Annotated in this window: 19 protein-coding genes; 7 read left to right on the top strand and 12 right to left on the bottom strand. The window is 67.8% G+C overall.

The window, feature by feature from the left end:
- Positions 1–8: 8 nt before the first annotated feature.
- Positions 9–488: a hypothetical protein gene (locus tag AC3G88_RS15250; RefSeq protein WP_488771927.1), complete on the bottom strand. Its 480-nt coding sequence runs from the start codon at positions 486–488 to the stop codon at positions 9–11.
- A 17-nt stretch (positions 489–505) separates the two neighbouring features.
- Positions 506–1,363: an SDR family oxidoreductase gene (locus AC3G88_RS15245; protein WP_488771928.1), complete on the bottom strand. Its 858-nt coding sequence runs from the start codon at positions 1,361–1,363 to the stop codon at positions 506–508.
- Positions 1,364–1,619: 256 nt separating this feature from the next.
- On the opposite strand from AC3G88_RS15245, the gene AC3G88_RS15240 reads away from it, so the two are divergent.
- Entirely contained in the window at positions 1,620–2,270 is a 651-nt protein-coding gene (locus tag AC3G88_RS15240) for a ParB-like protein (RefSeq protein ID WP_488771929.1), read from the top strand.
- A gap of 48 nt (positions 2,271–2,318) precedes the next feature.
- On the opposite strand, the gene AC3G88_RS15235 is transcribed toward AC3G88_RS15240, so the two are convergent.
- The gene (locus AC3G88_RS15235; protein ID WP_488771930.1) at positions 2,319–2,912 is read right to left on the bottom strand and encodes a hypothetical protein; all 594 of its coding nucleotides are present in this window, start codon (positions 2,910–2,912) and stop codon (positions 2,319–2,321) included.
- Positions 2,913–3,019: 107 nt separating this feature from the next.
- A complete protein-coding gene (locus tag AC3G88_RS15230) occupies positions 3,020–4,105 on the bottom strand; it encodes a DNA topoisomerase IB (RefSeq protein WP_488772358.1) in 1,086 nt (361 codons plus the stop codon).
- A gap of 293 nt (positions 4,106–4,398) precedes the next feature.
- Between AC3G88_RS15230 and AC3G88_RS15225 the strand changes: the two genes are divergently transcribed.
- Positions 4,399–4,938 carry a DUF4142 domain-containing protein gene (locus AC3G88_RS15225; RefSeq protein WP_488771932.1) on the top strand — a complete coding sequence of 180 codons (540 nt, stop codon included), beginning with the start codon at positions 4,399–4,401 and terminating at the stop codon, positions 4,936–4,938.
- Positions 4,939–4,945: 7 nt separating this feature from the next.
- On the opposite strand, the gene AC3G88_RS15220 is transcribed toward AC3G88_RS15225, so the two are convergent.
- From AC3G88_RS15220 to AC3G88_RS15210, 3 genes are all read right to left on the bottom strand, one after another.
- On the bottom strand, positions 4,946–5,881 hold the full coding sequence (locus AC3G88_RS15220; protein ID WP_488771934.1) for an alpha/beta hydrolase family protein: 936 nt from the start codon (positions 5,879–5,881) through the stop codon (positions 4,946–4,948).
- Positions 5,868–7,058 carry a DUF3182 family protein gene (locus tag AC3G88_RS15215; RefSeq protein WP_488771935.1) on the bottom strand — a complete coding sequence of 397 codons (1,191 nt, stop codon included), beginning with the start codon at positions 7,056–7,058 and terminating at the stop codon, positions 5,868–5,870. Before AC3G88_RS15215 ends, AC3G88_RS15220 begins: the two co-directional genes overlap by 14 nt.
- A gap of 76 nt (positions 7,059–7,134) precedes the next feature.
- Positions 7,135–7,644, bottom strand: coding sequence for a low affinity iron permease family protein (locus tag AC3G88_RS15210; protein ID WP_487522248.1), 510 nt, complete (start codon positions 7,642–7,644; stop codon positions 7,135–7,137).
- Positions 7,645–7,874: 230 nt separating this feature from the next.
- Between AC3G88_RS15210 and AC3G88_RS15205 the strand changes: the two genes are divergently transcribed.
- Entirely contained in the window at positions 7,875–8,228 is a 354-nt protein-coding gene (locus AC3G88_RS15205) for a BON domain-containing protein (RefSeq protein ID WP_488771937.1), read from the top strand.
- Positions 8,229–8,333: 105 nt separating this feature from the next.
- Here the strand turns inward: AC3G88_RS15205 and AC3G88_RS15200 are convergent, their stop codons facing one another.
- From AC3G88_RS15200 to AC3G88_RS15180, 5 genes are all read right to left on the bottom strand, one after another.
- The gene (locus AC3G88_RS15200; RefSeq protein WP_153946003.1) at positions 8,334–8,798 is read right to left on the bottom strand and encodes a PRC-barrel domain-containing protein; all 465 of its coding nucleotides are present in this window, start codon (positions 8,796–8,798) and stop codon (positions 8,334–8,336) included.
- A gap of 82 nt (positions 8,799–8,880) precedes the next feature.
- Complete coding sequence (locus AC3G88_RS15195) at positions 8,881–9,450, bottom strand: hypothetical protein (protein WP_488771938.1); 570 nt, start codon at positions 9,448–9,450, stop codon at positions 8,881–8,883.
- 109 nt (positions 9,451–9,559) lie between these two features.
- Complete coding sequence (locus AC3G88_RS15190; RefSeq protein ID WP_153946001.1) at positions 9,560–9,892, bottom strand: hypothetical protein; 333 nt, start codon at positions 9,890–9,892, stop codon at positions 9,560–9,562.
- Positions 9,893–10,102: 210 nt separating this feature from the next.
- Positions 10,103–10,924: a sensor histidine kinase gene (locus AC3G88_RS15185; protein WP_488771939.1), complete on the bottom strand. Its 822-nt coding sequence runs from the start codon at positions 10,922–10,924 to the stop codon at positions 10,103–10,105.
- Between the two features lie 134 nt (positions 10,925–11,058).
- Positions 11,059–12,462, bottom strand: coding sequence for a sigma-54-dependent transcriptional regulator (locus AC3G88_RS15180; protein WP_400397250.1), 1,404 nt, complete (start codon positions 12,460–12,462; stop codon positions 11,059–11,061).
- A 310-nt stretch (positions 12,463–12,772) separates the two neighbouring features.
- On the opposite strand from AC3G88_RS15180, the gene AC3G88_RS15175 reads away from it, so the two are divergent.
- The 4 genes from AC3G88_RS15175 to glgB all read left to right on the top strand — a co-directional run bounded on the left by AC3G88_RS15175 (position 12,773) and on the right by glgB (position 23,119).
- Entirely contained in the window at positions 12,773–13,789 is a 1,017-nt protein-coding gene (locus tag AC3G88_RS15175) for a sigma-54 interaction domain-containing protein (RefSeq protein ID WP_249641026.1), read from the top strand.
- Positions 13,790–14,128: 339 nt separating this feature from the next.
- Positions 14,129–17,461, top strand: coding sequence for an alpha-1,4-glucan--maltose-1-phosphate maltosyltransferase (locus tag AC3G88_RS15170; RefSeq protein WP_488771940.1), 3,333 nt, complete (start codon positions 14,129–14,131; stop codon positions 17,459–17,461).
- Positions 17,458–20,859 (top strand): maltose alpha-D-glucosyltransferase, encoded by a 3,402-nt coding sequence (gene treS, locus AC3G88_RS15165; protein ID WP_488771941.1) that lies wholly within the window; start codon positions 17,458–17,460, stop codon positions 20,857–20,859. The genes AC3G88_RS15170 and treS overlap by 4 nt, the downstream gene beginning before the upstream one ends.
- On the top strand, positions 20,846–23,119 hold the full coding sequence (gene glgB / locus AC3G88_RS15160) for a 1,4-alpha-glucan branching protein GlgB (protein ID WP_488771942.1): 2,274 nt from the start codon (positions 20,846–20,848) through the stop codon (positions 23,117–23,119). The genes treS and glgB overlap by 14 nt, the downstream gene beginning before the upstream one ends.
- The last annotated feature ends 6 nt before the right edge of the window (positions 23,120–23,125 follow it).

Genomic DNA, 23,125 nt, shown 5'->3' with positions numbered 1-23,125 from the left:
TTTCAGGGTCAGTTATGACTGGCGACCTGGCGGTCGACGTAGTGTTCGAGTTCGCTGCCCGGGTCCTCGTTGCCCGTGCTGTCCTCGGCCACGGCTTCCTGCGCCACCGGCGCGGCGTGCGCGGTCCGCGCATCGCCATCGGCCCCCTTGGCTGCGCCCTGACCCGGGATCGGCCAGCATTCGCCCTCGGCCGCGTCCAGCAGTGCGGGCGCGCGTGCGGGATCGAAATCGGCCCACTGGCCGCCTTCCCACTTGCCCTTGGCCTCCTCGCAGTCGCAGGCCCCGGCTTCACGCAGCACGTCCAGCGCCTCGTCACGGCGCTCGCCCTTGGCGCGGGCCGCCAGCAAGACGCCCGGCGGGCGGGCGCCGCCCGGGTCCACGGACATGATCGACACGTCCCACACGGAAAAGCCGCGCGCATACAGCTTCTGCGCTGCCTGCTCGGCATCGGGGATGGACGCGAAGCGCCCGGCAACAATCGAAGACATGAAGTTTCTCCCTGTGTTCAGGCGTTGACGACTTCGCCGCCGTTGATATGGAGGATCTGTCCGGTGATATAGCTTGCCGCATCGGACGCCAGGAATACGTAGCCCGCCGCCACTTCGAATGGCTGCCCCGGACGACCCATTGGCGTTTTCTTGCCAAACTCGGCCACTTCCTCGGCGGTAAAGGTCGATGGAATCAGTGGCGTCCAGATCGGGCCCGGCGCCACGCCGTTGACGCGGATGCCGCGCTCCACCACCTGCAGCGCCAGCGAGCGCGTAAAGGCCACGATGGCGCCCTTGGTAGCAGAGTAGTCCAGCAGATGCGCACTGCCGCGATACGCGGTGACCGATGTCGTGTTGAGGATCACGCTGCCCTGCCCCAGGTGCGGCAGCGCCGCACGCGTCACATGAAACATCGCGAACACGTTGGTCCGGAACGTGCGCTCCAGTTGGGCGGCGCTGACGTCTTCCAGCGATTCCTGGGGATGCTGCTCTGCCGCATTGTTGACCAGTACATCGAGCCGGCCGAACGTCTTTAGCGTGTCTGCCACCACCTTGTCTGCGTGTTCCACCTCGCCGATATCGCCGGCGATGGCCAGTGCGCGCTGCCCGGCCTCGGTGACCAGCCTCTCGGTCTCCCGCGCATCGTCCTGCTCGTCAAGGTAGGCGAAGGCAACATCGGCGCCCTCGCGGGCAAATGCCACGGCGATGGCACGGCCGATGCCGCTGTCGCCGCCGGTTACCAGCGCCACCTTGCCCTTCAGGCGCCCACTGCCGACATAGTCGTCGGCGCCGCTGTCGGGCTTGGGCACCATTTCGTTTTCCAGGCCGGGCTGGCGGTCCTGATGCTGTGGCGGGAGTTTGCTTGGGGTGGACATGGGCGCTTCCGGTGGGATGATCAATGCAAACATGTGGCGCAAATTCCGTGCCGCGTCGCCGGACCTTGGCGGCCCATTCGCAGCCCGCGTCGGGCGGACCTCCGGCGAACGCGTCGGCGCGCCTGGCGCCCCCGGAGATGCGTAACGGTTACAAGGCGTGGCAACGATTGCCGAAGGGACGCACGGTCGAGCCTGAGGGGCACGGCACAAACCTTGCTGCTTCCCGGCCAGTTCCTGCTCCGGAGGCCCGATACCCATGGCAAAACGCAAGAGGCGGCTTGGCAAGGATGCGGCACTGATGGTGCCCATCGCTTATCTGCGTCCCACGCAGATCACCGTGGGCGCGTACCACGTCGCGCAGAAGATGCATGTCACCCGCCGGCTGGACCATGCCGACTTGCCGGCCTTTCTGGACCAGCATCGCGTGCATGTCGTGATCGGCCCCGAGCAAACGCTGTATATCGTCGATCATCACCACTGGGTGCGCGCATGGCAGGACATGGGCATCGACATGGTGCCGGCCCTTGTGCGCAACGACTTGAGCCACCTGTCGATCCGCAAGTTCTGGAAGCGGATGACCGACGACCACATGGTCCACCCTTACGATGAACGCGGGCGGCGCCGGCCGATCAGTGAATTGCCGGTCGACGTCCACAGCATGCGCGACGACCCATACCGCAGCCTGGAAGCATTCGTCCAGCTGGCCGGCGGCTATCGCAAGGTCAAGACCGCCTATTCCGACTTTCGCTGGGCCGACTTCTTCCGCAATCACATCAAGGGCCCGCTGGATACCCACCACACCTTTGCGGCCGCCCTTGCCAAGGGTCTGCAGCTCGCGACGAGCCCGAAGGCGCGCGACCTTCCCGGCTATCTCGGCCCCTGCAAGAAGACGCGTGGCAAGGCGTGATGCCGATCGGTCCGCGGTCGCCGGAAGGCGGTCGGCAGACGCCAGACGTCATTCGGCCGCCCTGCGCCCCGCGCCGACCCGTGCCTGCGCCCGCGCATTGTCGCGTGCCAGCGTGAGCACGCAGCACAGCAGCAGGTAGGCGCGCTTGAACTCGCCTGCCGCCTCGCGCGGGTTGCCCCGGCGAGCGTGGCGAAAGCCTGCGTCCAGGCGCGCCTCGATGCTGCGTTCCACATCGGGCTGCGTGTACAGCGATCGCGTACGGTTCTGCCACAGCGCCATGGTCGCGGTATGCCGGCCGTCGAGCGCGGCGGGCGAAAGCGCCTCGCCGTCCTTGCCCAGCACCAGTCGCATCTCGCACAACGCCTGCATCAGCACGCGTGCCTGGCGCAGGTCTTTGCCGCGCGGCGCGCGCGCCGAGGCGCCTTTGCCATGCTGCGCCTTCGCGGCGAGCCGGGCTGGCGAGATCCGCCGCGCCATACGGCCGGAGCCGGCTGCGCTGTGGTCGCCGGCAACGTTGGCGACATTGGCGACATCGGATGTGAGGGAATTTCCAGCAGTGGAAAGCGACTGACGCGTTTCCGTGAGAAAGGTTGCCGGGCTGCTGCTGTCAGCCCCGAGGTAACCGATGACTGCGTGTTCCACCTTGCGCCTCGATTGCTATGCGTGTTCTGCTTGTTGTCGGTACAAGGAATCAATGCAATTGCCGTGCCGGTTGAAGCCGTGCGGCCGCGCGCCCCCTTGCCCCCGGGCTACGCCGCCCTGCGCGCCGTTCCCGCGAGCGTGGCGGTACTTTCCAGCAACGCCAGCAACCGCGCCTCGTCGGTACGGAGGCGCGCCGCTGTACGCGGTGCCGGTAAAGCCTGCAATGCATCGGCCATGAATGCAGCCAGCACGTCCGGATGCACATAGCATTTGCGGCAGACCGCCACCGTGTTGCGCAGCCGCTGCGCCACGCTGCGAATCACCTCCACCATCGCCTTCTTGCGTGCCGCCTCGGTATCGGCGCGGGTCTTGCGCAGCAGCGCCAGCGCATGCACGCTGCCCCCCCAGGTGCGGAAGTCCTTGGCCGTGAACTCGCCGCCCGTCACCTCGTGCAGATAGGCATTGACATCGGACGAGCCGATCTCGCGTACCTCGCCATCGCTGTCCTTGTACTTGAACAACTGCTGGCCCGGCAGGTCCGCGCAATTGCGCACCACCCGCGCCAGCCGCGCGTCGTTGACCGACACGTCATGCGTGACGCCGCTCTTGCCGGTGAACTGAAAGCGCAGGCGGCTGCCTTGCACGGCCACGTGCTTCCGCTTGAGCGTGGTCAGCCCGTAGGTGCGGTTCTGGGCTGCGTAGCGCGGCGTTCCCACGCGCACCAGCGTGGCGTCCAGCAGCGTCACCACGGCGGCCAGCACCTTCTCGCGCGGCATGCCATTGCGCGCGAGGTCGCGGGCCACGCGGCGGCGCAGATGGGGCAGCGCCTGCCCGAAGGCCATCAGCCGGGCGTACTTGTCGGCGTCGCGCAGCGCGGCCCAGTCGGGGTGATACAGATACTGCTTGCGGCCGCGCGCGTCGCGGCCCGTGGCCTGCAGGTGGCCGTCTGGGTCCAGGCAGATCCAGACCGATTCGTAGGCGGGCGGGATCGCCAGCGCATCGATGCGCGCCTGCGTGACGGCGTCCACGCGTTTGCCGTCAGGCAGGACATACGTGAAGCCCTTGCCCGTACGCCGCCGGGAGATGCCCGGCTGGCTGTCGTCGACATGATGCAGCCCCGCCTTGCGCAAGGCTGCGTCGAGCGAAGGGGTCTGTGTGTCGGGCTTGGCGACGGTGGTCGGGCTCATGTGCATGCGCCTACGCATGAGGCATGCCATCGCACGATGGGCTGCCGAACGAGGTGACGCCCCACACGCTTGCATTTTTTACCGATCGAAAATGGCGCAGCCAGCCTGCTTTGCAAATTTCATCGCCGAACGGGAATGCTTCTTGCGCGACTGGATCGCGTACATGCCGCCCATCCATCTCGCCGAAAGGCAAATGAAGGAGCCCCGTCATGCCCGAACATCGCAGACCAGAACACACACCCCGGCGATGGCCACGCCATGTGGCTGCCGCCGTCATCGCCGTGTGCGGCGCCGCAGCAATGTCGCCGGCGCTCGCCGCACCCCCCGCCGCACAGTCCGCCCCCGGTACACCGCTGGCGCCGACCCCGCCCACACCGGCCAAGCCGCCCGCCGTGTCGCTGTCCACCGACGACCTGCGCTTTGTGGATGAAGCGCAGATGACCAGCCACATGGAGATCGCGGCCAGTGAAATGGCGCTCGAAGTGTCGAAGGATCCGAAGGTCCACGCATTCGCGCAGCAGATGTTGAAAGCGCACAAGGAGGCCCTGGGCACATTGCGCCGCATCGCCGCCGACAAGGGCATTACGCCGCAGGATCGCGTGCCGGAGGCGCCGGAGTTGACCCGGCTGAAATCGCTCAAGGATGATGAATTCGACCAGGCCTATATCCGGACCATTGGCATCGACGCGCACGAGCAGGCCGTGCTGCTGTTCCAGAACCAGGCCACGCGCGGCAAGGACCCCGCCCTGCGCGCCTTTGCCGCCCGCCTGCTGCCGGCGCTGCGCGACCACCTGAACCAGGCGCGCGCGATGGACCGGCGCGTGACCGCCCGCCGCTGATCCGCGGTCAGGCGCCGCGCCCTGCCGGCGGCTGCGCGGCGATGACCTGGGGGTCGTTCTCGTCGTCGTCCCCGCCGGCCAGCATTGCCTCGCGCGCCTTGTCCTCGCCGCCGTCATCGTTGCGCGCGGGCTCCAGCCCGTCGTCGTGATGCGGGGTCTTCGGCGCGGTCGATGCCTTGGACGGCCGCGCAGCCACAGCGGGCCCGGTGCGTGCCTCGGTCACCATCTCGCGCAGCCAGCCCAGCAGCAGCTTGGTATAGGCACGCTGGCTATCCTCGCTGGTCAGTCCGTGGTCGGCGCCCTTGAGCACGCGGTAGGTGATCGAACTGGCCTGGATACAGGCATCCACGTAGCTCAGCACCGCCGTGTGCGGCACGATATTGTCGTGCTGCGAGGCCACCACCAGCACATCGCCCTTGAAGTTCGTGCAGGCGCGCAGCGCGCGATTGGTGTCGGCGGCCACCACCTTGCGACGGTAGGCCACCAGGTCCTGGTCGCGGTGCAGTTGCCGTTTGGGCGACTCCCAGCCTTCGTCCATGTACAGCGCCGGGGCACGAAACGCGAGCCAGCGCACGGGCCTGAGTTCGCACAGCACCGCGGCCAGGTAGCCGCCGTAGCTGCTGCCCACCACCGCAATGGCGTTGCGGTCCACCTCGGGATGCCGCACCAGCATGTCGTAGGCGGCCAGCACATCGGCCAGGTTGCGCATGCGGCTGACCGTCTCGTATTGCGAAGACGTGCCGGCGTGTCCGGTCAGGTCGAAGGTCATGCAGACCGCGCCCAGGCCGGCCACCTCGCGGGCGCGGGCCAGGTACTGCTGCTGGCTGCCACCCCAGCCATGCACGAACAGCACGCCGGGCAGCTTGGTGGCGGGCGAGATCACGGTGCCCGCGATCATCCCCCCTTCGGTATGGATCTGTATCGATTCTTCATGCGTGGCCATCGGATGTGGACTCCAGTCTTGCGTATTTGGTCAGTGCCCCGACACTGCGGTCTTCTCCCTGAAAATAGACGTCTGCATCGTCGGGCACGGTGGCGTCCTTGCCGTAGATCTCGCGTGTACACGCCGTCGCGCGCACGCATTGCGGATCGTCACGGAACGCGGCCAGCGCCGCCAGTTCCGCGCCCGTGGCGCCGCCCACGCGCCACGACTGTTCCAGCACGCCCAGCCGGGGCCTGCCGTTGTCGGTGCCGAACGCCACATCGTAGTTGCAGCGCGACATCACCGAACCGGGAAAGCACTCGATGGCCGCCGCGTGATAGGCCAACGCGGCCTGCACGGCGTCGCGCTGGTGGACTTCGAGCGGATGCGTCAGCAGATCTTCGAGCGTGCCACGGACCACGCGCAGCGTGGACCCGCCATAGACCTTCCGGCCGGTATTGTCGGGCGTCAGGTCCTGCGTGCCGCAGTAGCTGGCGCACAGGTCGCCGATCTGTATCTGCCCCACGCTGAACGTGATCACGTCGTCCAGATTGCGCTCCAGCACCAGCCCTTCGCGCTTCACGCGCTCCGCGTCCAGCGCCTGCAGCGCCTGGTCCAGCTCCGCCTCGGTCGCCACCACCTGCTGGCCAAGGCCGCCAATCCCGCACGGTTCCTTGATGCGGACCTTGCCATCGCGAAGCATCGCCCGTGCGCCACGGCTGGCGTCGTCGATCGAGAATGCCGTGAAGCCGGGCAGCACGTGCGCGTGTATGCGCGCGGCGAACGTGTCGCTCCACCCGGCGGGGACGGCAGCGTCGGGCGCAACCCGCCCGTGCGAGATCGCCTTGGTCGCGATGAACGCATGCGGCACCACACCGCCCAGCAGGTCGTCCGCCCCGGCGATGCCAAGCTGGCGCGCGCTGTCGACGCCGGTCAGCGTATCGGCTGGCACGAAATAGAGCCGGCCATCCGCGGGTCGGTGCGTGGCCGCGTCGTAGCTGCCGGCGAACGTGAAGCCGGCAAGCCTGGCCACCCGCTGGGCAATGCCCTTGAGCGTGGCGCCCTGGTGGCTGCCCGGGTCATCGCAATCGGCGCGGCCGTACACCACCACGCGTACGTCGCGTGGCTGCGGATCGGGGGCCGGCGCGGCCTCCATGGCCACCGAAGTCGCTGCTGCATCGGGAGTCGGGGTTGCCAAGTCGGGCTCCTCTGCGGCCAGGCCGCGTGTTGAACGTTTCAGCGTTTCAGATGCGGGTGTAGCCGGTTGCCTGTGGCTACGCCGCGGCAGACGCCTGGGCGTCATCAACCGGTTTGCGGCGGGCGTGCCGCACGCGGGACTTTTCGGCGTGATTCACGTTGGCTTCGTCGATGGAATGGCTGCACTTGACGCCGCCCTCCTCGTCGGCCAGTTCGGCCAGATGGCGATAGAACGTCACCAGCTGGCGCAGTTCTTCCTCGTCAAGGTCCTCGATGGACACCAGGTGGTTGCTGGCCTCGCGATGCGACGCCAGCAGTTCGTTGAGCTTCAGGTGAACCGCCATGGCGTCCTTGTTCTGGCTCTGCTGGATCAGGAACACCATCAGAAAGGTGACGATGGTGGTACCCGTGTTGATCACGAGCTGCCAGGTTTCGGAATAGCCGAAGAGCGGACCGGTGACGGCCCAGGCCAGGACGACGAAGACGGCGAGCGCGAAGGCCACCGGCGAGCCGGCCTGGCGGGTGGCGGCACCGGCAAAGCGGTCGAACAAGTGAAACAGACGGCGACGCGTGGGCTGATGTGGCATGAAACGCTCCCGTGGCAAGGCAGGACTGTCTACATTGTAGGGAGCACCCCAACGCAGTTTCAGTCGGTGGCGTCCTACAAGGATGTCATCCGGCACCGTGACATGTCGTTTTTACAAGCAACGATCCGGATACCCGGGTGCCCCGGTGGGCATGGCGATTGCGTCTCACCGGCATGCCGGACGCGGCCTTACCGCCGCGCGCCATCACTTACCAGACGAGGACCGCCATCATGCAAACGGAAAGCGAAGCACCCCGCCGAACCAGCCCCGACGACGAAGACGAACTGCTGCGCGAGCGTGTCGGTACCTGTATCGCGGAATTTTGCGGCGGTGACATGCCGGACGGCGTGGCGGTACATGTAGTGGAACGCCGCGTGACCATCACGGGCCAGGTCGAGGACATCGACATCGCCCAGCGCATCGAAAAGGCTGCATCGACGCCGCCGGGCATCCTAGGCGTATCGAACCGGTTGACGACGCGGGTGCCGCCGCCGCGCGAAGCCCCCGGGCAGCCGGCGCAGGCCACGGGCATGCGCGCCGACCCGGCAGAGAAGCCGCCTGGGCAGATCAATCACAAGGTCTAGCAACGGATGCGGCCCCGCCCCCCGGAAAGGGGAACGGGGCCGCACGAGCCAGCCAGGCGCCGGCTGAACGCCGCGCCTGCCGGCACTCCGGCTAGCCCAGGCCGCTCAGGCCCACGGGTCGTACCGGTCCTTTTCCCAGTACGGCGAAATGCCGTAGTACTCGTGGATGCTGGTGGCCCACTGCGAATTCGCCATGGTGGGCCAGTGCTCCTTGTCGAAGCCCGGCGCGGCCTTGATGCGCTCCTTTTCAATGCCGAGCACAAAGCACTTGCGACGCGTGTCCAGCGTCAGCGCCGACCATGGCAGCGCGTGGAGCTTTTCGCCGATACCCAGAAAGCCGCCCATCGCCAGCACCGCATAGGCGATACGGCCGCCGAGCACGTCGAGCATGATGTGGTCGATGGTGCCGATTTCCTCGCCGGACGGATCGACCACCTTGTTGCCCTCGAGCGTGTCGGACGCCATCACGAACGGCCCGCATCCGGCCGTGGTCTGGTCAACGTCGCCAATGATAGACGCGCCGCGCGGCGGCGCACCGGCGGGCGGGGTCTGCGGGTCCATGGGCTTCATGAGCGGTTCCTCCAGGTGTGGACAGTTGAACGGCAAAGCACTGCAAAGTCAAAAGACGTCGGGCGGTGCCCAGTCCGTCCGGTTAGCGGCTCGCCGGCACCGGCGGGGCCAGCGGGTCGAAGTCCTCCCAGCGGCCGTCGCGCCACTGGCCTTCCGCACGCTCGACATCGCGCGCGCCGCCACGGCGCAGTTCGCTGGCCACCAGAGCCGTGTTGGCATCACTGACATGGGCAGCCAGCAGCACGCCGGCGTGCCGTACCGGGCCCGTTCCGCGCTCGGTGCCGGCCAGCGCTCCCATCAGCGACCCGGCATAGGCACCCACGCCCGTGGCAAACGCCATGACCAGCACCAGCACCCACGGCTGCACTGACGCGGCGCCGAACCAGGCGCGGGCGGCGGCCACCAGACAGATCCCGACCGCAAAGCCCAGCACGGCACCGATCGCGATGCCTCGCCCGGCACCGGGGCCAGCCTTGCGCGCACCGGGGTCCACGGCCTCGTCTCCCCCTATGGGGAAGGTGCCGTGCTGACCTGGCGGATTCACATAGAACATGGTCAGATCGTCCTGCCTGACGCCCTTGGCCATCAAACGTGATGCAGCAGTCTCGGCCCGGGCAAACGTTTCGAATCGTCCTGCGATGATCGTAGACATCCTGAGGCTCCGTTCAAAGGCATGTTGCAGTGCGAGGGTGGGGCAGCGATCACATCACGACCGCACGGGCGAGGAAATCGCCCTTGGCAGTTCCTGGCCCCATCCCCACTCAACGCTTCTTGTCGCCGCGATCGCTGACGCCGGTGCGATGCGCCGCGGCCTTTTCGCCGGCGGGCTGGTGTTCGCTGCCCTTCTTGAGCTTCCAGTCCACGTCGTCGCGGCGCGTCGCGGTCTGGCGCTCGGCGTGTTCGGCAGCCCCGGGCGAAATCGGGTCACTGGCCGGGAAGGTCATGTCGAGCGATTCATCCACGGCAGCCTGGTAGGTCTTGCCGGACTTGTCAGACTTGCCGGCCCCGGCCTTGTCCGCCGACTGGGTAGACGGCTTGTTCGACGGCTTGGCCGAAGGCTTGTGCGAACCCTTCGAAGCATGGGCATGTGACATGGCATCTCTCCTGTTCGGAATCGAATTCGGGTCCCTTGTATGCGGGGCTCCGTCTCTGAGCGATGCAAACGCCGGGCCAGCGCCGCACACCGCGCGCGCCGCCGTGGCGGGGTGCGCGCAGCGGCGCGTCATGTCCGGAACCGGCCGGAAAAAGTGAAAGGAGGGGCTCGCGGTGGCGCTGCAGATTGTGCGCCATGCGGTAAAAAGTGCTCAGGCCGGACTGGCCGTCTTCACGCGGGGAAAGCGCACGGCAATGCAGACCGTGACGTTTTCGGTGTCGCCGCAGTTCTCGGCCGTCAGCGCGGCACCTTGCAGCTCCACCATGCGGCGGGTCAGCAGCAGCGCGGTACTCTGACGCGGGGAATGCCCGCCGCCGGCCTGCGAGCGCCTGCCGAAGAAATCGCTCAACGCGGCAAGCCTGCCCTCGCCCCGCGAGCGTTCCACGGGCGGGCTTTCGGTAATGCGGAACTTGACGAAGTCGGGTTCGGCGCTCAGGTACACCCGTACCGATCCGCCTGCCGCAGCGCGCCAGATGCAATGGACCAGCAGATGCCGGAGCAGCGGCCCGATGCGCAGGGCGTCGCCCGGCACCGTAAAGCCGGCGCCCGTGTTGTCCTGGGCGTCCAGGGCCGCCAGGATGACCCCGCGCGCCTCGGCGGCGGCCCGTTTGTCCTCGATGGCCAGCCCCGCCAGCACGCGCAGATCGGTTTCTTCCCACGACGGGCCACGATCGTCGGCCAGCAGCCGCACCCCTTCTTCCATTTCCTCGATCAGCGCCAGCTGCTGCTGCATGCCAGAGCGCATGCCATCCAGCGCACGCTGCGCCGGGGCCGCCAGCGAATCGATCGAGCGGTCCAGCACATAGCTCCAGCTCTGGATCGCATTGAGCGACGACCGCAGGTCGTGCGCGGCCTGCTCGATCAGCGCGCTCACCTCGCCGATGCTGCGCACGGCGGCCGGGGCGTCGTCTGGGGCACCGCCACCGGCCGAAGGCGGCACGGCAGCGGGGGGAATGCGCGGAGCGTCAGTCATGTTCAACCATCGGATCGGCAATCAATTCGGAAACCCTCATGGGTTTCACACCACGCAAGAACCATGCACTGACACCGTCAGCCTGTCTTGCGCGCCACGCCGCATGCGTTCGCAGCAGCCCTGTCCGACACCGCTCATGAGGCGGCAGGCGGGCTGGCGTCGCCGCCACGTGCTGCCCGCAGCCATTCCGGCAGTTCGCCCTTGGCCGCATAGTCCTCCAGCCGGTTGTACAAAGTCTTCAAACTGATGCCCAGAATTTCCGCTGCATGCTTCTTCACGCCGGCACATTGCTCCAGCGTGGCGAAGATCAGCTGGCGGTCGGCCTCGGCCAGCGACATGCCCACCGGCACCGACACCACGGCCGTGCCGGTGCTGGGCGCAGCCGCCACCTGCAGCGGAATCTGGACCTCGGTGATGACGTCCTGGTCGGCCATGATGTATGCGCGCTGCACGAAATTGCGCAGCTCGCGCACGTTGCCGGGCCACGAATGCATGCGCAGGCTTTCCAGCACGGCGGACGAGAACCGGCGCTGCGTGCCCTGCTCCGCGTTCAGTTGCTCCAGCATCGTGTTGGCGATCTGCACCACGTCGTCGCCCCGGGCGCGCAGCGGTGGCAGTTCGATCGGGAACACATTGAGCCGGTGATACAGGTCGGCGCGCAGCTTGCCTTCGGCCACGGCTTCCTCGGGGTTGCGGTTGGTGGCGGCCAGCACGCGGACGTCGGCGTGGGTCTCGCGGTTGGTCCCCACGCGCATGAACGAGCCGGTTTCCAGCACGCGCAGCAGTTTCACCTGCAGCTCCAGCGGCATCTCGGTGATTTCGTCGAGGAACAGCGTGCCACCGTCGGCGCGTTCGAAATAGCCCTTGTGCTGGCGGTCCGCCCCCGTGAAGCTGCCGCGTTCGTGGCCGAACATCTCGGTCTCGATCAGCGTGGGCGAGATCGCCCCGCAGTTGACGGCCAGGAACGGCTGGCGGCGGCGCGCCGACAGTTCGTGCACGGTCTGGGCGGCCAGTTCCTTGCCCGTGCCGCTTTCGCCGATCAGCAGCACGGTCGCCTCGGTGGGCCCCACCTTGCTGAGCTGGTCGTAGACGGTCTGCATGGCCTCCGAGCTGCCCAGCAGGCGCCCAAAGCGCCCGTAGCGGCGCAGTTCGCCACGCAGCGAATGCACTTCGGCACGGAGTTCGCTGGTGGTGGCAATGCGCTTGAGCACGGTCTGCAGCCGCGTGACATTGATCGGCTTGACCAGGTAGTCGGTGGCACCCAGGCGCAACGCCTCGACGGCCGATTCCACGCTGGCATAGCCGGTGGTCAGGATCACTTCCACCCCGGCGGAGCCGACTTCGTCGAACAATTCCATGCCGTTGCCGTCCGGCAACCGAAGATCGGCCAGGATGGCATCGGGCATGCGCCAGCCGATCTGCAGTCGCGCTTCGCGCAGGCTGTTGGCACTGGCCGAGGAAAAGCCTTCGATCGCGACGATCTCTGCCAGCGCCGCACAGGCGTTTTCGTCGTCGTCAACGATCAGGATATGTGGCATAGGAAGGTCGGGTGGCGTCGTATGACCGGCGTCTGTTTGTCATGGGCCTGCAGGTGGCGGCTGGTTGGCCAGGGCGAATGCGGACAGCACACGCCTGAGGATAGGCTGAAGTGTAACGACAGTCCCCTGGCCACGATGCCGGTGTCCGTCTGACACGCCTGTGGGACCTTGCCGCAACAGCGTTTCAGGCTGTAGCCACCCGGCGCGTGAACAGATAGCATGATAGACATCTTCCACCATTGCGACGCGCCTGCGCGCACCGGCCGCCCCAACGTTTTTCCGCGCCGGACCGCAGGCTCCCTCTACGCCCGTGTCAACCACCGCCACGCTTCCTTCCGGCCGTCCCGCCGCGCCGCCGCGCCCGGCGGGACGCCGCGCCGCACCCGCGCAGGTTTCGCTGCTGTGGGAAAGTACTTCGCCAGCCATGCAGCGGCTGATCGGCCAGCTGAACCGGGTGGCGGCCACCGACGTCACGATGCTTGCCGTAGGGGAAAGCGGCAGCGGCAAGGAGGTGGTGGCGCGCGCCGTGCATGAACGCAGCAGCCGCAGGTCGGGCCCGTTCGTGGCCGTCAATTGCGGCGCCATCGCGCCCACGCTGATCGAATCGGAGTTGTTCGGCCACGAGAAAGGCGGGTTCACCGGCGCGCTGGAACAGAAGGCGGGCTACTTCGAGCAGGCCCAGGGCGGCACGCTGTTCCTGGACGAAGTTACCGAAATGCCGCTGGAGATGCAGATCAAGCTGCTGCGCGTGCTGGAAAGCCGCTCGTTTCACCGCGTGGGCGGCGATGCGCCGATGATCAGCGACGTGCGCATCCTGGCCGCCACCAACCGCGACCCCATGGACGCGGTGCGCGGGGGCCAGCTGCGCGAGGATCTGCTGTACCGGCTGGCCGTGTTCCCGCTGCATATTCCGCCGTTGCGCGAGCGTCCCGAGGACATCATTCCGCTGGCGCGCCATTTCCTGGACGAGTTCAACGCGATGGAGCAGACGGAAAAGTCTTTCTCTCCCGGCTCGCTGGAACGGCTGGTGCGCTACGACTGGCCCGGCAATGTGCGTGAGCTGAAGAACTCCATCTACCGCGCCTACATCCTTGCCGACCGTCAGGTCGAGATCGGCAACCCGGGCCTGGCCAGCCAGCCGCCCCGCCCCACCACCGTGGACGGCGTGGTCAGCGTGCGCGTGGGAACCACGCTGGCGGATACCCAGCGCGAGATCATCCTGGCCACCCTGGCCAAGTACGACGGCGACAAGCGCCAGGCCGCCAAGGCACTGGGCATCAGCCTCAAGACGCTGTACAACCGTCTCGACGTGTATCGCGCGAGCTGATCGCCGGGCTTCCGCGTCCGACCTGTCCACCTTCTCCCCGACTGGCCGCCTGGCGTCCGGCAAATCCGCGCACACGCTTCAGCCCCCGTTCGGGTGTCCTGAATGCATGCATTCCTATCAGGGCATTCCTGCGTCCCCGCCATTTCGACCCTGTACTTCTTACATTGCCGACAGGGCAGCGGCGTTGGCGTCATCCGTTCCAACCCTTGCTGCGCCGCACTTCCCGCGCGATACCGGCGCCGGGCGTCTGGCTGGCACGTCCTCTGCATGTCCTTATGGAATTGACATGACGCGCGCCCGCTTGTCCTATGGGGCGCCCACGGCCAGAGGACGTGTGACGTGCGCATTTGCCAACTCAACCTGACGGAATCGCGAGCCCTGGACAACGACACCCTGGTGCGCACCGCCAGGCTCGGATTCGACCATATCCTGCTGGCCGGCTGGTCAGCTTCCCATTCCCGCCCCGACGTCTTGAAAGCGGCGTTCGACGCGTGCCGCCAGCACGGCCTGGCGCCACTGCTCGACCTTGCGCTGGACCGCCTTCCCAGCGACACGGCGGCCATGCATGACGGCTGGATCGATCATGCCCGCCCCGCCGGCAGCCCGGATGCCACCGACAACCACCTGCCTGGCGTTCGCGTGCGCTGGTTCGACGAAGCCACGGCGGGACAGTTGCTGGCCTGGTGGACCGCCCAGCTCGGCGATGCCCTGGCCGCAGGCGCCGCCGGCTTCTGCTGCAGGGCACCATCGCGTGTGTCGGGTCGGCACTGGGCCCAACTGATAGAGGCGCTGCAACGCGACACCCCAACCGGCAATGGCCTCAAGCCCCTTTTCCTGGCCTGGACCCCCGGCTGCACACCCCAGCAACTCGATGACCTGGCCGCCGCGCCGTTCGACGGCGCGTTTTCGTCACTGCCATGGTGGGACTATCGCAGCGCGTGGCTGACCGAGGAAATCGCGCGCCTGCGCCGCTTTGGACGTGTGCTGGCCGCGCCCGCGCTGGCCCCTGACGGCGTAGACGTCCTGGCTGCCCGGCGGGCGTTGTGGACGGCCGCCGCCATCGGCGACGGATGGTTGGTGCCAGCTGGTTACGAGACCGGCGCCGCTGCCGCGCATGGAGCGCCGGGCGCGGCGCTCGACGCGTCACCCGGCGCGCAGGCCGACGGCCATCCCGACGATATCGTCGACGCGCCTTACGACCTGACCCATGAACTGATGCAGGCCAACGCCTGGCTCGCCGCCCGCGATGACGAACCCGCCGTGGCGGTGCGACAGGTCAGCGGGCCCGATGCCCCGCTGACCGTGCTGGCCCGTGTGCCGCGCCACCTTGCCAACGGCGCAGCCGGCAAACCGGCGCTGACCGTGGTGCTGAACCCCTGCCCCGTGCAGCCGGCGTCGTTTGGCGTCGATCGGGTGCTGAGCGGCCTGCCGCAGCCGGCGGCTACCCTGACACCGGTGAACGGCGGCCCCGGGGGCACGCTGGAAGACGGTCTGGACAACCTCAGCCCGTGCAGCACGATCACGCTGCCGCCGGCCGATATCCGCCTGTTCGAGGCCGTGCCCGCGCCCGTGATCGTGACGAACGGGCGCAAGGATACGCGCAACGGCACGCGTAAATCAGCGGGCCGGTCGGCCGACCGCGCGCTGGCCGCCGCCATGGAAGCGCCACGCGTGGCCATCGAGAACCTGTCGCCGGCCACCGACAACGGCCGCTTTGCCGTGCGCCGCACCGTGGGCGAGCGCGTGGAAGTCAGCGCCGATATCTGGATGGACGGTCACGACAAGCTGGCCGCCGTGGTGCTGTGGCGCGGCCCCGGCGAACAGGCGTGGCACAGGGCGCCGATGGTCCACATCGTCAACGACCGCTGGCGCGGCAGTTTCCCGGTGGTGGCCATGGGTCGCCATGAATTCACGGTCGAAGCCTGGCGCGATACCTTCGCCAGCTGGCTCGACGAAGTCGGCAAGAAGCGCAAGGCCGGCGTCAATATCAAGCTGGAAATCGAGGAAGGCGCGCGCCTGGTGGCCGCCACGCTCGGCACGCCGGAAGCCGGCGCCATCGCCGATGCCGGCGCGATCCTGGCCGACCTGTCGGCGGCGGCCGACGACGCCCTGCGCCTGGAGATCCTGCTCTCGCCGCGGACCGAGGCCGCCATGCGCGCGGCGATGGAAACCCCGGCGGGCCGTCCGTTCGCCAGCCGCTATCCAACCACCATGCCGGTCGAGGCAGACCGCCTGGCCGGCCGCTTTGCCAGCTGGTACGAACTGTTCCCGCGCTCCGAGAGCGGCGACGTGAATCGGCACGGCACGTTCGACGACGTGATCCGCCGCCTGCCCGCCATTCGCGCGATGGGCTTCGACGTGCTGTACTTTCCGCCGATCCACCCCATCGGGCAGGCGCACCGCAAGGGTAAGAACAACAGCCTGAAGGCCGAGCCCGGCGACGTGGGCAGCCCGTACGCCATTGGCAGCGCCGAGGGCGGCCACGACGCCATCCATCCGCAGCTTGGCACGCTGGAGGACTTCCAGCGCCTGCGCCGGGCCGCCAGCGACATGGGCATCGAACTGGCGCTCGACTTCGCCATCCAGTGTTCGCCTGACCATCCCTGGCTGCGCGAGCACCCCGAGTGGTTTTCCCATCGGCCTGACGGCACGCTGCGCTATGCCGAGAATCCGCCCAAGAAGTACGAGGACATCGTCAACGTCGATTTCTATGCGGCGCCACCGGCCGGCGAGCAGCTCTGGCAGGCACTGCGCGACGTGGTGATGTTCTGGGCCGATCAGGGCGTGCGCATTTTCCGCGTGGACAATCCGCACACCAAGCCGCTGCCGTTCTGGGAATGGATGATCGCGGACGTGCGGGCAAAGCACCCCGACACGCTGTTCCTGGCCGAGGCCTTCACGCGGCCGAAGATGATGGCGCGGCTGGCCAAGCTGGGCTTTTCACAGTCGTACACGTACTTCACCTGGCGCAACACCAAGGCCGAGCTGATCGAGTACATGACCGAGCTGACGCAAAGCCCGCTGCGCGAGTTCTACCGCCCGCACTTCTTTGTCAACACGCCCGATATCAACCCGTTCTTCCTGCATGGCGGCGAGCGCCCGGCGTTCCTGATCCGCGCCGCGCTGGCCACGCTGCTGTCGGGCCTCTGGGGCATGTACAACGGCTTCGAGGTCTGCGAGAGCGCGCCGCTGATCCTGAACGGCGTGGAGCGCGAGGAATACCTCGACTCCGAGAAGTACGAACTGCGCGTGCGCGACTGGCGGGCGCCGGGCAACATCGTGGCCGAAATCTCGCGGCTGAACCAGATCCGCGCGAGCCACCCGGCACTGCAGAACCACCTGGGCCTGCGCTTCTATCACGCCAGCGATGACGCCGTGCTGTACTTTGCACGCTTCGTGCCCACCGGGGCGGAACATGCCGGCGCCTTCGGCGACGACGTGCTGCTGGCCGCCATCAGCCTGGACCCGCACGCCGCGCGCGAGACCGACATCGAACTGCCGCTATGGGAATGGGGCCTGCCGGACAACGCCGCGCTCGACGCCGAGGACCAGATGTTCGGCACGCGCTTCACGTGGCACGGCAAGCGCCAGCACATCCGCCTGAATCCGCACGAACTGCCGTTCGCGCTCTGGCACGTCAGGCCTCAACAACAACCGGGAGACACGGCATGAAGCGACTCTCCGAGGGCGCCAACGCCGCAATGCTCAATGCCGACCCGCTCTGGTACAAGGACGCGGTGATCTATCAGTTGCACATCAAGTCGTTCTACGACGCCAATGGCGACGGCGTGGGCGACTTTGCCGGGCTGCATGCCAAGCTGGACTACCTGGTCAGCCTGGGCGTCGACACGATCTGGCTGCTACCGTTCTACCCGTCGCCACGCCGCGACGACGGCTACGACATTGCCGACTACCGCAACGTCCACCCCGACTACGGCACGCTGGCCGAGGCCAGGCGGTTCGTGTCCGCGGCGCATGCACGCGGCCTGCGCGTGGTCACGGAACTGGTCATCAACCACACGTCCGACCAGCACCCGTGGTTCCAGCGCGCGCGCCGGGCCAAGCCCGGGTCCGCCGCCCGCAACTATTACGTGTGGTCCGACAACGACCAGAAATACGCCGGCACTCGCATCATCTTCTGCGATACCGAGAAGTCCAACTGGAGCTGGGACGCCGAGGCCGGCGCGTATTTCTGGCACCGCTTCTACTCGCATCAGCCGGACCTGAACTTCGACAATCCGCAGGTGCTCAACGAAGTGCTGTCGGTCATGCGGTTCTGGCTCGACATCGGCATCGACGGCCTGCGCCTTGACGCGGTGCCTTACCTGGTGGAACGCGAGGGCACCAGCAACGAGAACCTGCCCGAGACGCACGCGGTGATCCGCAAGATCCGCCGCCATCTCGATGAGCGGTATCCGGGCCGCATGCTGCTGGCCGAGGCCAACATGTGGCCCGAGGACGCCCAGCAGTATTTTGGCGGGGCGAGCGGCGGCGGCACCGCCGACACCACCGGCGCCGCCAGTCCGGACGGCGGCATCCAGGGGGACGAATGCCACATGTCGTTCCACTTCCCGCTGATGCCGCGCATGTACATGGCCATTGCGCGCGAGGACCGCTTCCCGATCACCGACATCATGCGGCAGACCCCCGAGGTGCCGCCGAACTGCCAGTGGGCGATCTTCCTGCGCAACCACGACGAACTGACGCTGGAAATGGTAACCAGCAGCGAGCGCGACTACCTGTGGGAGGTCTACGCTTCGGATCGCCGCGCCCGCATCAACCTTGGCATCCGCCGGCGGCTGGCGCCGCTGATGGAACGCGACCGCCGCCGCATCGAACTGATGAACAGCCTGCTGTTCTCGATGCCGGGCACGCCCGTGATCTACTACGGCGACGAAATCGGCATGGGGGACAACATCCACCTGGGCGACCGCGACGGCGTACGCACGCCGATGCAGTGGTCGCCGGACCGCAACGGCGGCTTCTCGCACGCCGACCCCGAGCGCCTGGTGTTGCCGCCGTTGCAGGGCCCGCTGTACGGCTACGAGGCCGTCAATGTCGAAGCGCAAACGCGCGACCCGCATTCGCTGCTGAACTGGATGCGCCGCATGCTGGCGCTGCGCCGTCAGCACCGCGCCTTCGGCCGGGGCACGTTGCGCTTTCTGTTTCCGGGCAATCGCAAGATCCTGGCGTACCTGCGCGAATACGATGGCGAGCACATCCTGTGCGTGGCCAACCTGTCGCGCGCGCCGCAGGCCGTGGAACTCGACCTGTCGCAGTTCAATGGCCGCGTGCCCGTCGAAATGCTCGGCGCCACGCCCTTCCCCGCCATCGGCCAGCTGACTTACCTGCTGACGCTGCCGCCGTATGGCTTCTACTGGTTCGTGCTGAGCGAGGACGCGCAGCCGCCGGCGTGGCACGTCAACGCACCGGAGCAGATGATGGATCAGGTCACGCTGGTGCTGCAAAATCTTGGCGGACGTTCCGAACTGACCGACGCGGCGCGCCGCGTGCTGACCACCGAGGTCCTGCCGAACTACCTGGCGCGGCGCCGCTGGTTCGCATCCAAGGGCGAACGCATCGAGCGCGTGAACGTGGCCTATGCGTGGCCCGTGGCCCGCGTGGGCAACAGCGAGGAGGTCTGGCACTGCGAGGTCGAGGTATCGCTGCCGGGCCGCACCGAGTGCTATCAGTTGCCGGTGGCCCTGCTGTGGGACCGCGAAAATACCGATGGCATGTCGCAACTGATGACGGGCCTGTCGATGGCCCGCATCCGGCGCGGCGCCCGCGTGGGCGTGGCCACCGACGGCTTCGTGGTGGAATCCTACGCCCGCGCCGTGGTGCAGTCGCTGCGGGACAACGTCAGCGCCGAAACCCCGCACGGCACCATCCGCTATCTGGCCGAACCGGGTCTGTCCGAGGCCCCGCTCGAAGACGAGCCAGTGCAGTGGATGTCGGCCGAACAATCGAACAGTTCACTGGCGTTCGGCAACACGGGCGTACTGAAGCTGGTGCGGCGCGTGGCCGGGGGCATCCACCCCGAAGCCGAGATGACGCGCTACCTGACCAGCCACGGCTACACCCATTCGGCACCGCTGCTGGGCGAAGTCGTGCGCACCGGCGCCGATGGCACGCCGCACACGCTGATGCTGCTGCAGGGCTACATCCTCAACCAGGGCGATGGTTGGGACTGGACGCTGGACTATCTGGGCCGGTCGATCGACGATGCCCTGCCGGCGGCCGAAACCGGCAACGAGGACGAGTTCGGCGAAGCCATGGCCGGCTACGCCACCATGGTCGGCACGCTGGGCAGGCGCCTGGCCGAACTGCATGCGGTACTGGCGCAGCCGACCGATGAAGACGCATTCGCGCCGGTACCCGCCACCGAGGCGCAGGCTACCGAATGGGCAGAGGAAGCGCTGCGCTCGCTGGAAGAGGCACTAAGCCTGTTGGAAGCGCGCCGCGCCAATGCCACAGGCGCGTTCGCCGGGGACATCGACACCCTGCTGTCCGCGCGCGGCAAGCTGCCGCATCTGGTGTCGCGCCTGGCCGCCGCCGCGCCCGACAGCCTGCAGACCCGCATTCACGGCGACTTCCACCTGGGCCAGGTGCTGATCGCCCAGAACGACACCTACCTGGTGGACTTCGAAGGCGAGCCGCGCCAGCCGCTGGCGTTCCGCCGGCGCAAGACATCGCCGCTGCGCGACGTGGCCGGGCTGCTGCGGTCCATCGACTACGCCGCCGCCACGGTCGGCACCGACCGCCAGGAGCGCACGCACGCCGCGCTGCCGCCGGCACAGGCCGATCGCCGTGCCGCGCTGCTGGACCGCTTCCGCCACACCGCCGGCGACGCGTTCCTGAACTGCTACCAGCAGGCCATGTCTGCAGCGCCCCAGCCCTGGGCCGCCGCCGGCCAGCTGCAACCGCTGCTGCACCTGTTCCTGCTGGAGCGCGCTGCCTATGAAGTGGGTTACGAGGCGGCCAACCGCGTGGCCTGGATCGACCTGCCGACCAGTGGCCTGGCACGCCTGGTCCGCAAGCTGCTGGGAGACGACCATGACCAGGAATGATGCCGCCGCGCTGGAATTGCCGGCGCCGACGCTGCCCGGGCCGGTCATCGATGCGTTGCGCGAGGCGCGCCTGGCCGATCCGTTCGGCGTACTGGGCCCCCACCGCGACGAACACGGCGTGGTGGTGCGCACCATCGTGCCCGGCGCGGCAGCCGTCCAGCTGACCCGCGCCGATGGCGAATTCCTGGCCGACATGGTCCGGCTGCACGCCGACGGCGTGTTTGCCGGTCGCCTGCCCGGCTTCGAAGGTCGGCAACCGGCCGCCCCCGACTACCGGTTGCGCATCCGCTGGCCGGACGGCAGCGAGCAGTTCGGCGCGGACCCGTATGCCTTCGGGCTGCTGCTGGGTGAACTCGACCTGCACCTGTTCAACGAGGGCCGTCACCTGGAACTTGGCAAGTGCCTGGGCGCGCAATGCCTGACGATCGACGGTGAGCCGGGGGTGCGGTTTGCCGTGTGGGCGCCGAATGCGCGGCGCGTGTCCGTGATTGGCGACTTCAATGGCTGGAACGCGGCGCGGCATCCCATGCGCCTGCGCCACGGCGCGGGCATCTGGGAACTGTTCGTCCCGCAGGGCATGGGCGTCGGGCCGGGCAGCCGGTACAAGTACGACATGACCGGCCCGCATGGCGAAGTGCTGCCCGACAAGGCCGATCCGGTGGCGCAAGCCACCGAACTGCCGCCGGCCACCGCGTCGGTGGTGGCGTGCGCCGGGCATGCCGCGCCGCCGTTCCGCTGGAACGATGCGGCGTGGATGGAGCAGCGCGCCCGCACCGACCCCCACGCCGCGCCGATGTCGGTCTACGAACTGCACGTGATGTCCTGGCAGCGCGCCGCCAACGACAGCGGCCGGGGCTGGGAAATCCTGGCCGAGCGGCTGGTCCCGTATGTGCGCGACCTCGGCTTCACGCATATCGAGCTGCTACCCATCACGGAGCACCCGTTCGGGGGCTCGTGGGGCTACCAGCCGCTGTCGCTGTTCGCGCCCACGGCGCGGCTGGGATCGCCCGAACAGTTCGCGTCGTTCATCGACCGCTGCCACCAGGCCGGCATCGGCGTGATCCTGGACTGGGTGCCGGCGCACTTTCCGACCGACCCGCACGGGCTGGCGATGTTCGACGGCACGGCACTGTATGAACACCAGGACCCCCGCGAAGGCTATCACCAGGACTGGAACACGCTGATCTACAACCTGGGCCGCAACGAAGTGCGCGGCTTCCTGCTGGCCAATGCCGTCCACTGGCTCGAACATTTCCATGCCGACGCGCTGCGCGTGGACGCGGTGGCGTCGATGCTCTATCGCGACTACAGCCGCAAGTCGGGCCAGTGGGTACCAAACCGTTTTGGCGGCCGCGAGAACCTGGAATCGGTGGCCTTCCTGCGCGAGATGAACACCGTGGTGCACGAACGCTGCCCCGGCGCGCTGACCATCGCCGAGGAATCCACCGCCTGGCCCGGTGTCACGGCCAGTGTGGAATCGGGCGGACTGGGCTTCAATTTCAAGTGGAACATGGGCTGGATGCACGACACGCTGCGCTACCTTGGCCACGAGCCCATCCATCGCCCCTGGCACCACGGCGACATGACGTTCGGCATGGTCTACGCGTGGTCGGAGGCGTTCGTGCTGCCGCTGTCCCACGACGAGGTGGTGCATGGCAAGGGATCGATGATCGGCAAGGCGCCCGGGGACGACTGGCAGCGCTTTGCCAACCTGCGCGCGTACTACGGCTTCATGTGGACGCACCCCGGCAAGAAGCTGCTGTTCATGGGCGGCGAGTTCGCGCAGTGGCGCGAATGGAACCATGACGAAGAGCTGGACTGGGCGCTGCTCGACCAGCCCGCGCATCGCGGCGTGCATTCGCTGGTGCGCGACCTGAACCGCCTGTACCGCGACCTGCCGGCGCTGCACGCGATGGACCATCGGCCTGAAGGCTTCCAGTGGATCGTGGGCGACGACCACCAGAACAGCGTGTTCGCGTATCTGCGGCGCGCCGCGCCCGACAGCCAGGACGTGGTGCTGGCCGTCGTCAACATGACGCCGGTGCCCCGCCACGGCTACCGCCTGGGTGTGCCGTTCGCCGGGACATGGGAGGAATGCCTGAACACCGACGCCGAAATCTACGGCGGCAGCAACCTGGGCAATGGCGGGCGCGTGCAGGCCGACGCAACACCATCGCACGGCCAGCCCGCGTCGTTCTCGCTGACCCTGCCGCCACTGGCCACGCTGATCCTGCGGTATGCGCCGGAGCATGCCGGGTGACACCGG

Source organism: Cupriavidus sp. 86D6 (genome assembly GCF_057815095.1).
The sequence above is the reverse complement of the archived record's forward strand: the minus strand, read 5'-3'. Positions and strand labels throughout refer to the sequence as shown.

Coding starts and splice junctions, on each gene's coding strand:
- AC3G88_RS15250 (WP_488771927.1), bottom strand. CDS start 488: ATGTCTTCGATTGTTGCCGGGCGCTTCGCGTCCATCCCCGATGCCGAG.
- AC3G88_RS15245 (WP_488771928.1), bottom strand. CDS start 1,363: ATGTCCACCCCAAGCAAACTCCCGCCACAGCATCAGGACCGCCAGCCC.
- AC3G88_RS15240 (WP_488771929.1), top strand. CDS start 1,620: ATGGCAAAACGCAAGAGGCGGCTTGGCAAGGATGCGGCACTGATGGTG.
- AC3G88_RS15230 (WP_488772358.1), bottom strand. CDS start 4,105: ATGCACATGAGCCCGACCACCGTCGCCAAGCCCGACACACAGACCCCT.
- AC3G88_RS15225 (WP_488771932.1), top strand. CDS start 4,399: ATGTCGCCGGCGCTCGCCGCACCCCCCGCCGCACAGTCCGCCCCCGGT.
- AC3G88_RS15220 (WP_488771934.1), bottom strand. CDS start 5,881: ATGGCCACGCATGAAGAATCGATACAGATCCATACCGAAGGGGGGATG.
- AC3G88_RS15210 (WP_487522248.1), bottom strand. CDS start 7,644: ATGCCACATCAGCCCACGCGTCGCCGTCTGTTTCACTTGTTCGACCGC.
- AC3G88_RS15205 (WP_488771937.1), top strand. CDS start 7,875: ATGCAAACGGAAAGCGAAGCACCCCGCCGAACCAGCCCCGACGACGAA.
- AC3G88_RS15200 (WP_153946003.1), bottom strand. CDS start 8,798: ATGAAGCCCATGGACCCGCAGACCCCGCCCGCCGGTGCGCCGCCGCGC.
- AC3G88_RS15195 (WP_488771938.1), bottom strand. CDS start 9,450: ATGTCTACGATCATCGCAGGACGATTCGAAACGTTTGCCCGGGCCGAG.
- AC3G88_RS15190 (WP_153946001.1), bottom strand. CDS start 9,892: ATGTCACATGCCCATGCTTCGAAGGGTTCGCACAAGCCTTCGGCCAAG.
- AC3G88_RS15185 (WP_488771939.1), bottom strand. CDS start 10,924: ATGACTGACGCTCCGCGCATTCCCCCCGCTGCCGTGCCGCCTTCGGCC.
- AC3G88_RS15180 (WP_400397250.1), bottom strand. CDS start 12,462: ATGCCACATATCCTGATCGTTGACGACGACGAAAACGCCTGTGCGGCG.
- treS (WP_488771941.1), top strand. CDS start 17,458: ATGAAGCGACTCTCCGAGGGCGCCAACGCCGCAATGCTCAATGCCGAC.
- glgB (WP_488771942.1), top strand. CDS start 20,846: ATGACCAGGAATGATGCCGCCGCGCTGGAATTGCCGGCGCCGACGCTG.